Below are 13,027 nucleotides of genomic sequence, written 5' to 3'. Positions count from 1 at the left end.
TACGCCGCCGGAAAGCTTCATGACCGGCGGCCACCGGCCGATGATCTCTCCGTGAGGAGCCAGAGGCGCGGGCCGGGACCGGATGCGGTACGTCGATCCGCTCTCCACCGTGACCCGGTCGCGCTGGCCGCGGCTGCCTGGACCGCGTTCGGCATGGTGCTGCTGCTCGCCCTGGCCGGCCACGCCAACAGCCAGGTCCGGGTGTTCTGGCTGTTCCAGCCGCCGCTCGACGTGCTGCTGGCGTACTCGTCGTGGCGGGTCTTCCAGATCGCCGGCGGAGCGATCCGCCGCTACTGGCGCCTGCAGGCGATCGGCGCCTCGCTGTTCGTCGTCGGCGACACGGTGCAGTGTGTTCTCGCCTTCACCCGGCACGGCCAGTGGTCCACCGCCGGCGGCGACGTGCAGTCCACGTGTTTCGCGGCCGGCCTCGGCCTGATCATCGTGGCCATGCTGATCCACCCGCTGCCGGGCCGGACCGGCCGTGAGGCGCTGGCGTTCTGGCTGGACTCGGCCACCGTCATGGTCGGCGGCGTGGTGGTCGCCTGGTGTTTCGCGGCCGGCTCGGCCTCCCAGGACTCCGCGGGCAGCCTGGTCGGCGCGCTGGCCGCCGGCGCGGTCGTGCTGACCTCGGCGTTCGCCGCGGTGAAGCTGATCTTGAGCGGGAACGCGCCGATGCACCGGGTGGCCGCCGTCCCGATGATCGTGGCCGCGGTGGTGAACGCGGTCGGCCTGTTCGTCGCCCCGCCCGGCGCCACCGACCACCTGCCGGCGCACGTCTACCTGGTCCGGCTGCTGCCGTCGCTGCTGATCGCGCTGGGCCCGCGCAACCAGGAGATGCTCGCCCGCTTCGACGAGACCGCGTTCGGCTCGCGCCGGCGCCGGCCGTACAGCCTGCTGCCGTACGGGTCGATCGTGGTCGTCTTCGTGACGATGCTGATGATGATGCCGCAGGGCATCGACACCCGGCTGTGGGGTGTGGTCGGCGGCTTCGGGATCATCGTGGCGCTGGTGGTGGCCCGGCAGCTGGCCGCCTTCCACGACAACACCCGGCTGATCGACCAGCTCGACACCACCCTGACCGAACTGCGCGAGCACGAGCGGCGGCTGCGGCACCAGGCACTCCACGACGAGCTGACCGGCCTGGCGAACCGCGCGTACTTCCGCGAGGAGACCACCACCGCCCTCACCGCCTCGCGGCCGGGCACCGTCGCGCTGCTGCTGGTCGACCTGGACGGGTTCAAGGCGGTCAACGACACGCACGGTCACGCGGCCGGCGACCTGCTGCTGGCCGGGGTGGCGGAGAAGCTGCGCCAGTCGGTGCGCTCCGGCGACCTGGTGGCCCGCCTCGGCGGCGACGAGTTCGCGGTGCTGCTGCGCGACTGCACGGTGCACGACGCGGAGCAGACCGCCAAGCGGATCCTGCGGGCGCTGGCCGAGCCGGTCACGGTGGGTGAGACGCCGCTGCGGGCGAACGCCAGCATCGGCATCGCCTGCGCCGAGGAGCGTGACGACGTACGGTCGCTGCTGCACGACGCCGACATGGCGATGTACGCCTCGAAACATCAGGGCAAGGGCACCTGGAAGCGGTACGAGGCCGGGATGGCGCCGGCCGCGGGCTAGCGCGGCCCCGCTCATCCCCGTCGGATGACGAACGTCCGGTACGGCCGGCCCATCCTGGCGGGATGCCGACCAGCACGACCTCAGCGGCCGATCAGCGGCAGCACCCGTCCGGGGCCCGGCCCGCCGGCGTGCTGGCCACGCTGGCGTCCGGGCAGTTCCTGATGGCGCTCGACAGCTCCGTGATGAACGTGTCGATCTCGACGGTGGCCGACGACCTGGACACCACCGTCACCGGGATGCAGACCGCGATCACGCTCTACACGCTGGTGATGGCGGCCTTGATGATCACCGGTGGGAAGATCGGCGACATCGTGGGCCGCAAACGCGCCTTCGCGCTGGGCTGCGCGATCTACGGCGCCGGATCGCTGACCACCGCGCTCGCCCCGAACCTGGGCGTGCTGCTGATCGGCTGGTCCGCCCTGGAGGGGATCGGCGCCGCACTGATCATGCCGGCGATCGTCGCCCTGGTCGCGTCGAACTTCGGTCCGGCCGGGCGGCCGCGCGCCTACGGCCTGGTGGCGGCCTCGGGCGCGATGGCCGTCGCGGTCGGGCCGCTGATCGGTGGCCTGCTCACCACGTACGCGTCCTGGCGGTGGGTCTTCGCCGGAGAGGTGATCCTGGTGCTCGGGATCGTCGCCTCGGCCCGCCGGATGACGGACGCGCCGGGCGATCGCGCCGCCCGCCTCGACCTCGTCGGCACCGTGCTGTCCGCCCTCGGGCTCGGGCTCGTGGTGTTCGGCACCATCCGGGTGGGCACCTGGGGATTCGCCCACCCCAGGCCGGGCGCGCCGGACTGGCTCGGCCTGTCCCCGGTGCTCTGGATGCTGATCGCCGGTGGTCTCGTGCTGCTCGGCTTCCTGCACTGGGAACGACACCGGCAGGCCGCCGGCGCGGCGGTGCTGCTCGACCCGGCGATGCTCGGCAACAAGCGGCTGCGCGGTGGGCTGACCTCGTTCTTCTTCCAGTACCTGCTGCAGGCCGGGCTGTTCTTCGTGGTCCCGCTGTTCCTCTCCATCTCGCTCGGGCTGTCCGCCGTCGACACCGGGCTGCGCATCCTCCCGCTCTCCATCGCCCTGCTGGTGGCCGCGGTCGGCGTTCCGCGGCTCTTCCCCCAGGTGTCGCCCCGCCGGGTCGTCCGCCTGGGGTTCGCGGCGCTGCTGGCCGGGATCACGCTGTTCGCCATGGCCCTGGAGGCCGGTGTCGGGCCGGAGGTGGTCACCTGGCCGATGCTGCTGGCCGGCCTGGGCATCGGGGCGCTGGCCTCGCAGCTGGGCAGCGTCACCGTGTCCGCGGTGCCGGACGAGCGCAGCGCCGAGGTGGGCGGGCTGCAGAACACCGTCACCTTCCTCGGCGCCTCGATCGGGACCGCCCTCGCCGGCACCGTCCTGATCGCCGCCCTCAGCTCGTCGTTCCTGGCCGGGGTGCGGGACAACCCCGCGGTGCCGGCGAAGCTCTCCGAGCAGGCCCAGGTCCAGCTGGCCGGCGGCGTGCCGTTCATCCCGGACGCGCGGCTGAGCGAGGCGCTCACCGCGGCCGGCGTGACCGGCGCGGCGGCGGACGCCATCACCGAGGAGAACCGGGAGGCGCGGCTGGACGGGCTGCGGTCCGCGCTCGGCGTGCTCGCCGTGCTCGCCCTCGTCGCGCTGTTCTTCTCGCCCGGCATCCCGCGGCGGCAACCGGGCAACCTCACTCCACCGGGATGAGGCGCGGCACCGCCCTCGGCAGGCGGGAACGCCCGCAAGCAGGCGGGGCACGCCCGCAAGCAGGCGGGGAACGCCCGCAAGCAGGCGGGGCACGCGCTAGGCACGTGCGGCGTCCCCGGCACCAGGGGCGGCACGCGCGCCGGCCCGCCGGCCGGTCAGGCCGGGATCGGCACCGCCGTGCCGCTGACCCGGACCCCGGGCTCGCCGGGGACCAGGCGCACCGTGATCCGGCTGGGCCGGCCCAGGTCGTCGCCCTGTCGCAGCAGGAGCGTGGCGTCGTCGCCGACGATTCCGAGCTCCCGCAGGTACCCGCCGAGGGCCGCGGCCGCCGCGCCGGTGGCCGGGTCCTCGTAGACCCCACCGACCGGGAACGGGTCGCGCACGTCGAAGACCGTCGGGCCGTCCCGGTACACCAGCTGCACCGTGGTCCATCCGCGCGCGGTCATCAGCTCCTTCAGCGCCGGCACGTCGTAGTCCAGGCGGGCCAGGCGCGCGCGGCTGGTCACCGCGACGATCGGGTGGTGCGCGCCGGCGTACGCCACCCGCGGCGGCAGTGCCGGGTCCAGGTCGGCGGGCGACCAGCGCAGCGTGCCGAGCAGCGTGGCGAGATCGGCGTCGGCGAGCGCGGCCACGCTGGGCACGACGCTGGTCAGCGTGGCGACGCCGGTGCTGTCCACGGTCACCGGGACCTCGCCCGCGTTGGTCACGAACAGGTGCTCGCCCGGGCCCAGCGCGACCGCCGTCGCCACCGTCGCGTGCCCGCAGAACGGCACCTCGGCGAGCGGGCTGAAATACCGCACGCGGTACCGGTCGCCGGCCCGCTCGGTGACGAACGCCGTCTCGGAGTAGCCCAGCTCGGCCGCGATCCGGAGCATCCGGGACTCGTCCAGGCCGGAGGCGTCCAGCACCACGCCGGCCGGGTTCCCGCCGTCCGGGCTTCCGGTGAATGCCGCGTACTTCTCGATCATGTGGGGAAGCGTGCCGCGCGGCCGGCGCCGCGGCCCAGAGCCAATCCCGCGGCGCTGGCCGCGTTCCCGGTCACAGTCGCCGGTTGTCACATGTGCGGAGTAGCGTTCCTGCGGTGACAGAGGGCCCTACCGCGATCACCTTCGAACCTCCCGCCGACCTTCCGCGCACCCTGGGCGAGCTGCGTGCCAGCGGGCACCAGTTCCGCACCGTCAAGCAGGAGCTGCGCGAGAACCTGCTGCACAAACTGCGCACCGGCGAGCCACGCTTCCCCGGCATCGTCGGTTACGAGGACACCGTGCTCCCCGAGGTCGAGCGGGCCCTGCTCGCCGGCCACGACATGGTCCTGCTCGGCGAGCGTGGCCAGGGCAAGACCCGCCTGATCCGCGCCCTGGCCGGGCTGCTGGACGAGTGGACGCCGTACATCACCGGCTCCGAGCTGCACGAGCACCCGTACCACCCGCTCACGCCGGCCGGCCGGCGGCTGGCCGCCGAGACCGGCGACCTGCTGCCGATCTCCTGGCTGCACCGCTCGCAGCGGTACGGCGAGAAGCTGGCCACCCCGGACACCAGCGTCGGCGACCTGATCGGCGACGTCGACCCGATCAGGGTGGCCGAGGGCCGCGCCCTGGGCGACCCGGAGACCATCCACTTCGGTCTGGTGCCGCGTACCAACCGGGGCATCTTCGCCGTCAACGAGCTGCCCGACCTGGCCGAGCGCATCCAGGTGTCGCTGCTCAACGTGCTCGAGGAACGCGACATCCAGGTCCGCGGCTACCAGCTGCGCCTGCCGCTCGACCTGCTGCTGGTCGCCTCGGCGAACCCGGAGGACTACACCAACCGGGGCCGGATCATCACCCCGCTCAAGGACCGTTTCGGCGCCGAGATCCGCACCCACTACCCGGTCGACCTGGAGCTGGAGACCGCGCTGATCCGCCAGGAGGCCGAGCTGGTCGCGGCCGTCCCGGAACACCTGATCGACGTGCTGGCCCGGTACACCCGGGCGGTCCGCGAGTCCTCGTCGGTGGACGCCCGCTCCGGGGTCTCGGCCCGATTCGCGATCGCCGCCGCCGAGACCGTCGCGGCGTCCGCGCTGCGCCGCTGCGGGCTGCGCGGCGAGCGGGAGGCGGTGGCCCGGGTCTGCGACACCGTCTCGGTGACCTCCACCCTGCGCGGCAAGGTCGAGTTCGAGAGCGGGGAGGAGGGCCGGGAGACCGAGATCCTGGCGCACCTGCTGCGGGTCGCCACCGCGGAGACCTTCCGCGCCCGGCTGGCCGGTCTCGACCTGTCCGGTTTCACCGACCTGGTCGCCGACGGGGCCATCATCGAGACCGGCGACCTGGTCAGCGCCGAGGAGCTGCTCACCCAGATCGGCACGGTGCCGGGCCTGGCCAAGGTGCTGGACCGGCTCGGGCTGGGCGACGCGCCGAGCCCCGGGCAGGCCGCGTCCGGCGTCGAGTTCGTGCTGGAGGGGCTGCACCTGACCCGCCGGCTGGCCAAGGAGCTGACCGACGACGGCCGCACCCTTTACGGAAGCTGACCGATGAGCCGCCATGTCTTCCGCTACGGCGCGTGGCGCGACGGGCCCGACCCGCTCGCCCCGCCGTACGACGTGCGCGCCGCCGTCGACGAGATGGGCGAGCGGGTGATGCGGGGCGACAGCCTGCGCGACGCGCTGCGTGACCTGATCCGGCGCGGGCCGCGCTCCGGCCGGGGCCTGGACGAGCTGCGGGACCGGGCGCGCCGGCTGCGCCGGGAGGCGCTGCGGCGGGGCAACCTCGACGGCGCGGTGACCCGGGCCCGGCAGATGCTCGACCAGGCGCTGGCCGCCGAGCGCGACGAGCTGCGGGCCCGCGACGACGAGGGGGCCCGGTTCAACGAGGCCGTCCTGGACAATCTGCCCCGCTCGACGGCGCAGGCGGTGTCCGAGCTGTCGGCGTACGACTGGGCATCCGCCGAGGCCCGGTCGATCTACCAGCAGATCCTGGACGGGCTGCGGCAGGAGGTCGTCGAGCAGCGGTTCGCCGGGATGCGCCAGGCGCTGCGCGACGGCGACCTCGCCGACGTCTCCGCGATGGTCGGCGCCCTCAACGACCTGCTCGCCAGGCACGCCCGGGGCGAGGACACCACCGACGCGTTCCGCGAGTTCATGGCCGAGCACGGCCGGTTCTTCCCGGACGATCCGCGCGACATCGACGAGCTGATCGACTCACTGGCCCGGCAGGCCGCCGCGGCCGAGCGGCTGATGCGCTCGCTGAGCCCGCAGCAGCGCGAGGAACTGCAGCAGCTGATGGACCAGGCGCTCGGCGACGGGCCGCTGCGCGCTCAGCTGGCCGAGCTGACCGACAATCTGCGGGCGCTGCGTCCCGGCCTCAACTGGAGTCGTGGCGAGCGGATGCGCGGTCCGGGCGACCTGGGGTACGGCGACGCGGCCGCCGCGCTGGGCGAGATCGCCGACCTGGACGAGCTGATCGACCAGCTCGGCCAGGAGCATCCCGGCGCCACCCTGGACGACGTCGACGTGGAGGCGGTGGCGCGCCAGCTCGGCCGGTCCGCCGCCGACGACCTGCGCCGGCTGCGCGAGCTGGAGCGGGAGCTGCGCCGGCAGGGCTGGGTGCAGCGCGACGGCGACGGGCTGACCCTGTCGCCGAAGGCGCTGCGCCGGCTCGGCCAGACCGCCCTGTCGAAGATCTTCCACGAGGTCTCCGGCAAGCGCGGGGAGCACGACATGCGGGACGCGGGCGCGGCCGGCGACCTGATCGGCTCGTCACGGCGCTGGGAGTTCGGTGACGACCAGCCGCTCGACGTGGTCCGCACGGTCGGCAACGCGGTCCGGCGCCGGGCCGCCTCCCGCGGCGCCGGCGCCCTTCCGGTACGCCTGGAACCCGACGACTTCGAGGTCGCCGAGACCGAGCGCCGGGCCTCGGCGGTGGTCGCGCTCTGCGTCGACCTCTCCTACTCGATGTACGCCGACGGCCGCTGGGGGCCGATGAAGCAGACCGCCCTGGCCCTGTCGCACCTGGTCGCCACGAAATACCCGCAGGACGCGCTGCAGATCATCGGCTTCGGCAAGTACGCGATGTCGCTGTCGCAGGGCGAGCTGGCCGGCATCGAGCCCACCCTGGAGAAGGGCACCAACCTGCAGCACGCCCTGAAACTCGCCGGCCGGCACCTGCGACGGCACCCGGGCTCCGAGCCGGTGGTGCTGGTGGTCACCGACGGCGAGCCGACCGCGCACCTGGAGGAGGGCGGGGAGGCGCTGTTCTGGTGGCCGCCGCTGCCGGAGACGGTCGAGGCGACCGTGCACGAGGTCGATCTGCTGACCCGGTACGGCGCGACGCTCAACGTGTTCATGCTCGGCGACGATCCGGGCCTGCAGCGGTTCGTGGCCGGGGTGGCCCGGCGCAACGGTGGCCGGGTGTTCAGCCCGAACGCCGCGGAGCTGGGCCGGTACGTGATCGACGACTACGTGCGAGCCCGGCGCGGGCGGCGCTGAGCCACCCGCGCCGGGCCCGCGGCGGCGTCGACGCGCGGGCCCGCGCCCGTTCCCGCGTCGACGCGCGCGCCCGTGCCCGCGTCGACGCGCGGGCCCGCGCCGGCGAATCGGCCCAGGCGGTGGGCCCGTTGGTACGCCGCCTGGGTCCACGGCCGCCGCGGGCGGCCGTGGACCGGCGCCGGACGCGGCTGAGCGGGGTGGTCGGACCGTCGTGCCGTCTCGCGCCCGGGCACGCGGGGTGGTCGGACCGTCGTGCCGTCTCGCGCCCGGGCACGCGGGGTGGTCGGACCGTCGTGCCGTCTCGCGCCCGGGCACGCGGGGTGGTCGGACCGTCGTGCCGTCTCGCGCCCGGGCACGCGGGGTGGTCGGACCGTCGTGCCGTCTCGCGCCCGGGCACGCGGGGTGGTCGGACCGTCGTGCCGTCTCGCGCCCGGGCACGCGGGGTGGTCGGACCGTCGTGCCGTCTCGCGCCCGGGCACGCGGGGTGGTCGGACCGTCGTGCCGTCTCGCGCCCGGGCACGCGGGGTGGTCGGACCGTCGTGCCGTCTCGCGCCCCGGCACGTGCGGTCGCCGGACCGTCGTGCCCTCTCCCGCCGCGGCCGGGCACGCCCCAAACGGGCGATAGGCAGGTGCCTAGCCTCCTAGGACGTGCTGGACAGTGTGGTGCCCGTGACTACGCGTCGGGGATGGGTAGGCAGGTGGTTATAGTGGCTCGGCGAGCGACCGGCGCCGCCGGCTGACCGGGTGACCAGGCCCGGCCACATGCGCCGGCGAGGGGGAGAGGAAGTCGTGGCGATGTCGCAGCACCCTGCGCCGTCCATCGAGACCTCCAACCGGATCTTCACGATTCCGAACGTGATCAGCTTCATCCGGCTGCTCGGCGTCCCGCTCTTCCTCTACCTGCTGCTCGGCCCGGAACAGGACGTCGCGGCGGTGATCGTGCTGGCGGTGGGCGGCACCACCGACTGGGTGGACGGTTACGTCGCCCGCCGGATGAACTCGGTGTCCCGGCTGGGCGAGCTGCTCGACCCGTTCGCCGACCGGCTGTACATCCTGGCCACCCTGGTCGGGTTCACCGTCCGCGAGGTCGTGCCGTGGTGGCTGACCGGCGCGTTGCTGCTGCGCGAGGCGGTCGTCGGGGTGGCGCTGCTGGTCCTGCGCCGGCACGGGTACGGCCCGCCCCCGGTGCACTACGTCGGCAAGACCGGCACGTTCGTGCTGCTCGCGGCGTTCCCGGTGATCCTGCTGGCCAAGGCGGTGCCGTCGATCGACTGGTGGGCCGCGCCGGTCGGCTGGGCGCTGGCCTGGTGGGCGCTCGGCCTGTACTGGGCGGCCGGCGTGCTCTACCTCGCGCAGATCGCGCAGCTGTTGCGCGCCGACCGGGACGGGCCGGGCGCACCCCGGGCGGTCGCGCCGTGACCAGCCCGGCGGCTTCCTCGCCGGATCCGGACGGCGGGTCCGGGAAGCGGACGTACGCGCCGGACTTCCTCACCGCGCTGTTCCAGAACCCCCTGGATCCCGGGTACGCCGATGCGGCCGCCCGCCGCGCCGAGGGGTACCGCCGCACCGGCGCCCGCAAGCGGGCCACCAACGCCATCGCCGTGGTGACCCTGAGCGCGATCGGGTTCCTGCTGGTGGTCGGGTACCAGCAGACGGTGGCCGACGAGCCGGGGCGGACCAAGGCGCGCGACACGCTGATCGGGCAGGTGGAGAGCCGCCGGGAGCACACCGAGACGCTGCAGGCCCGGGCCGATCTGCTCGCCGACCAGGTGGCCGAGCTGCGCAGGCGGGAGCTGGGTGGGGCGGCCGTGGCCCGGATCGGCGACCTGGAGGCGGCGACCGGGCTGGCCCCGGTGCGCGGCTCGGGCGCGAAGATCGTGCTGGCGGACGGGCCGACGTCGGTGGACGCGGTGACCGGCCAGCGGCGTACCGACGGGCAGGTGAAGGACACCGACCTGCAGTTGGCGGCGAACGCGCTGTGGTCGGCCGGGGCCGAGGCGATCGCGATCAACGGGCAGCGGCTGACGGCCACGTCGACGATCCGGCAGGCCGGGGAGGCGATCCTGGTCGATACCCGGCCGGTCACCATGCCGTACCAGGTGGTGGCGATCGGCCCGGACGATCTGGCGGACGACTTCCGCAACGGATACGCCGGAAAGTTTTTCGCAACGTTGTCGACCCGCTACGGCATGTCGTTCGAGACATCCAAGGTCGGCAACGTCACCCTGGACGCGGCGCCGCAGCTGAAGTTGCGTTCCGCGTCGCCGAGCACCCCCGCGCCCGCGCTGTCGGGCGCCTCGTCAGTGGCCGGCTCCGGTGCGCCCTCGGGCTCGCCGTCGTCGGCCGGCTCACCGTCGGAAGGCGGCCGATGATCGCCGTACTCGCCCTGCTCGCGGGTGTCCTGCTGGGCATCGTGTTCCACCCCACCGTGCCGCCGGAGCTGGTGCCGTACCTGCCGATCGCGGTGGTGGCGGCGCTGGACGCGGTGTTCGGCGGGTTGCGCGCGAAGCTGGACGGCATTTTCGACGACAAGCAGTTCGTGGTCTCGTTCATCTCGAACGTGCTGGTCTCCGGCCTGATCGTGTATGTGGGCGACCAGTTGGGGGTGGGCGGGCAGCTGTCCACCGGGGTCGTGGTCGTGCTCGGCGTGCGGATCTTCGGTAACGTCGCGGCGATCCGCCGGCACCTCTTCCGGGCGTGACGGCCCGGGTCCCGGACGCCGGGTGAGACAAGGTGGGGACTCGATGACCGACCGTGAGGACAACGGCCGCGACCAGACGCCGCCGGGCTTCGGCCTGCCCACGGCGGGGCGGAAGCCTCCCGCGGAGGCGGGCGCGGCCTACGGCGCGCCGTCCGCGGACCGCGAGACGAGGTACGTCGTGCCGCCCGATGAGGAGGAGACGGCGTACGTCGTGCCGCCGGGCCGGGAGCGGTCGCGTGCGGCCGGGGAGCCGGCGTATGCCGTGCCCGGTGAGGAGGAGACGGCGCGGGTGACGCCCGGGCGCGAGAGCGCCGCGGAGCCGGCGGGGTACGCCGTTCCGGACGCGCCCGCGCGGGAGTCGGCGGCGGACCGCCCGCATCTCGCCGCGCCGGGGTCGCGGACGACCGGCGACGCCGACGCGGAGGTCACCCGGGAGGGTGAGCCGGGAGCGGGCGAGACATCGGCCACGTCACCCGATCCGTCGATGTCCGACACGCCCGAGCCGGCCGACGCAGAACGTGATCTTGATCGCGCCGGGGATGCCCCGGGGGCGGCGAATGTCCCCGCCGCTCCGAGCGCCGAGACGGCGTCGAGCTCCGGCGCCCCCGGCGGATCCGTGACGGCGGAGGCGGTTGTCGCAGGCGCCGCCGCTGCCGGGCGGCCGGGTGCTCCGGCCGGTCCCGCGCCCGGCGATGCCGCCGCCGACGCCCGGCAGGAGCCGGAAACGGCCCCCGCCGGGGCGGCGCGGCCCGGCAGCAAGCGCCCGGCCCCGGCCGGAACGCTGATCTGGGTGCTGCTGGCGCTGTTCGGGTTCACCCTGGTGGTGCAGTTGCGCAGCAACGATGTCGACAGCGGCCTGTCCACCGCCCGCCAGGAGGACCTGGTCCAGATCCTGAGCGACCTGGAGGCCCGCGACAGCCGGCTCGCCAGCGACATCGAGACCCTGGAGCGCAGCAAACAGCAGCTCACCTCGGGTGTGGCGGGCCGTGAGGCGGCTCTGGAGGAGGCCAACAAGCGCAGCCAGGAGCTCGGTCTGCTGGCCGGGACGATCGCCGGTCGCGGTCCGGGGCTGGAGATCGTGCTGGACGGCGTCAAGGCGTCCGATGTGCTCAACACGGTGCAGGAGCTGCGCGGCTCCGGCGGCGAGGTGATGCAGGTCAGCGGCGCGGACGGAACCTCGGTGCGGATCGTCGCGTCGACGTATTTCGTCGACGCGGCCGGTGGTGGCATCATCGCCGACGGTGACCGGCTGACCGGGCCGTTCCGGCTGCTCGTGATCGGCTCTCCGGAGACGATGAGAACGGCGCTGCAGATCCCGGGCGGGGTGGTGGCGTCGGTGAAGAGCGACGGCGGTAGCGTGACCATGGACTCGCGCTCCACGGTCGAGGTGACCGCGGTGCGTAAGGCGACTGCCCTGCAGTATGCACGTCCGGTTTCGTGACTACGGAGGAAGTGTTGATTCCTGAGGATCTGCGGTACACCGCGGAGCACGAGTGGGTCGCCGGTGACGGCAGCGGCCCCGTGCGGGTGGGGATCACCCACTTCGCGCAGGATGCGCTCGGTGACATCGTCTTCGTGCAGCTGCCCGAGGAGGGCACGGCCGTGCAGGCCGGCGACTCGCTCGGTGAGATCGAGTCGACCAAGAGCGTCTCGGAGATCTACGCGCCGATCGCCGGCACCGTGGTCTCGCGCAACGACACGCTCGGCGACGAGCCGGAGCTGATCAACGCCGAGCCGTACGCGGCGGGCTGGCTGGTCGAGATCGCTCCGGCCGACCCGGCGGCGCTCGACGCTCTGCTGGACGCCGCGGCGTATCAGGCGCTGACCGAGAGCAACTGAGAAGCCGGGGCATCGACCCGGATCTCGAAGCACGTCCGCGCGTCCGGTTGCTCTGCGATATTGGCGCTGACTAGGCTCGCGGAACGCAAGCACAAGTGTTATGCCTTTGAAACCGTCCTACCCAAAACCACTAGTCGTGCGTCGGGCCGTAATGGCCTCGGCGAGGTCGCAACATCACGACCTTGCCGGTCGAGGCGACGACCAACTGATCCGTGAGGTGGTCCGATGACGCGCCCAGACGACGAGTTCCCCCCGCTCGACGTCACGTCCACGCTGAACCTTGGCGCCCTTGACGAGGTGCTCGAGGGTCCCGAGACCGACGTGGTGCCGAGCCGCATGTCCGGCTCGCTGCCGCCCGGGATGGCGCTGCTGGTGGTCCGCCGTGGCCCGAACGCGGGCGCCCGGTTCCTGCTGGACCACGACGTGACGACCAGCGGGCGGCACCCGGACAGTGACATCTTCCTCGACGACGTGACGGTTTCCCGCCGCCACGCCGAGTTCCACCGTGACGGGGGCGTGTTCACCGTGCGCGACGTGGGCTCGCTCAACGGCACGTACGTGAACCGGGAGCGGGTCGAGGCGGCGACGCTGAGCAACGGCGACGAGGTCCAGATCGGCAAGTTCCGTCTGGTGTTCATCGCCGGCCCGCGGCCGGAGGGCGAGGGCGGCCGGGCGTGAACCCGTCGGGGGCGGCCGCACGCG

Annotated in this window: 11 protein-coding genes; 10 read left to right on the top strand and 1 reads right to left on the bottom strand. The window is 73.6% G+C overall.

What is annotated here, in order from left to right; genetic code table 11:
• Window positions 1-51: 51 nt before the first annotated feature.
• On the top strand, window positions 52-1,620 hold the full coding sequence (locus tag ACTEI_RS20880) for a GGDEF domain-containing protein (protein ID WP_239082435.1): 1,569 nt from the start codon (window positions 52-54) through the stop codon (window positions 1,618-1,620).
• A gap of 62 nt (window positions 1,621-1,682) precedes the next feature.
• Window positions 1,683-3,323, top strand: coding sequence for an MFS transporter (locus tag ACTEI_RS20875; protein WP_122979188.1), 1,641 nt, complete (start codon window positions 1,683-1,685; stop codon window positions 3,321-3,323).
• 155 nt (window positions 3,324-3,478) lie between these two features.
• On the opposite strand, the gene ACTEI_RS20870 is transcribed toward ACTEI_RS20875, so the two are convergent.
• Complete coding sequence (locus tag ACTEI_RS20870) at window positions 3,479-4,291, bottom strand: PhzF family phenazine biosynthesis protein (protein WP_122979187.1); 813 nt, start codon at window positions 4,289-4,291, stop codon at window positions 3,479-3,481.
• A gap of 113 nt (window positions 4,292-4,404) precedes the next feature.
• On the opposite strand from ACTEI_RS20870, the gene ACTEI_RS20865 reads away from it, so the two are divergent.
• The 8 genes from ACTEI_RS20865 (at window position 4,405) to odhI (ending at window position 13,003) form a co-directional block, all read left to right on the top strand.
• The gene (locus ACTEI_RS20865; RefSeq protein ID WP_122979186.1) at window positions 4,405-5,829 is read left to right on the top strand and encodes a sigma 54-interacting transcriptional regulator; all 1,425 of its coding nucleotides are present in this window, start codon (window positions 4,405-4,407) and stop codon (window positions 5,827-5,829) included.
• Window positions 5,830-5,832: 3 nt separating this feature from the next.
• Entirely contained in the window at window positions 5,833-7,785 is a 1,953-nt protein-coding gene (locus ACTEI_RS20860; RefSeq protein ID WP_122979185.1) for a vWA domain-containing protein, read from the top strand.
• A gap of 795 nt (window positions 7,786-8,580) precedes the next feature.
• The gene (clsA, locus tag ACTEI_RS20855) at window positions 8,581-9,204 is read left to right on the top strand and encodes a cardiolipin synthase ClsA (protein WP_122979184.1); all 624 of its coding nucleotides are present in this window, start codon (window positions 8,581-8,583) and stop codon (window positions 9,202-9,204) included.
• Entirely contained in the window at window positions 9,201-10,157 is a 957-nt protein-coding gene (locus tag ACTEI_RS20850) for a DUF881 domain-containing protein (RefSeq protein ID WP_122979183.1), read from the top strand. The genes clsA and ACTEI_RS20850 overlap by 4 nt, the downstream gene beginning before the upstream one ends.
• Window positions 10,154-10,486: a small basic family protein gene (locus tag ACTEI_RS20845; protein ID WP_122979182.1), complete on the top strand. Its 333-nt coding sequence runs from the start codon at window positions 10,154-10,156 to the stop codon at window positions 10,484-10,486. Before ACTEI_RS20850 ends, ACTEI_RS20845 begins: the two co-directional genes overlap by 4 nt.
• Before the next feature lie 43 nt (window positions 10,487-10,529).
• On the top strand, window positions 10,530-11,927 hold the full coding sequence (locus tag ACTEI_RS38510; RefSeq protein ID WP_239082436.1) for a DUF881 domain-containing protein: 1,398 nt from the start codon (window positions 10,530-10,532) through the stop codon (window positions 11,925-11,927).
• A 14-nt stretch (window positions 11,928-11,941) separates the two neighbouring features.
• Entirely contained in the window at window positions 11,942-12,325 is a 384-nt protein-coding gene (gene gcvH / locus ACTEI_RS20835) for a glycine cleavage system protein GcvH (RefSeq protein WP_122982297.1), read from the top strand.
• 225 nt (window positions 12,326-12,550) lie between these two features.
• A complete protein-coding gene (gene odhI / locus ACTEI_RS20830) occupies window positions 12,551-13,003 on the top strand; it encodes an oxoglutarate dehydrogenase inhibitor Odhl (protein WP_014692031.1) in 453 nt (150 codons plus the stop codon).
• Window positions 13,004-13,027 lie beyond the last annotated feature (24 nt).

It is taken from the genome of Actinoplanes teichomyceticus ATCC 31121, assembly GCF_003711105.1.
Classification (GTDB): domain Bacteria; phylum Actinomycetota; class Actinomycetes; order Mycobacteriales; family Micromonosporaceae; genus Actinoplanes; species Actinoplanes teichomyceticus.
Note: the sequence above shows the minus strand (reverse complement) of the source record. Positions and strands in the feature narration are given on the sequence as shown.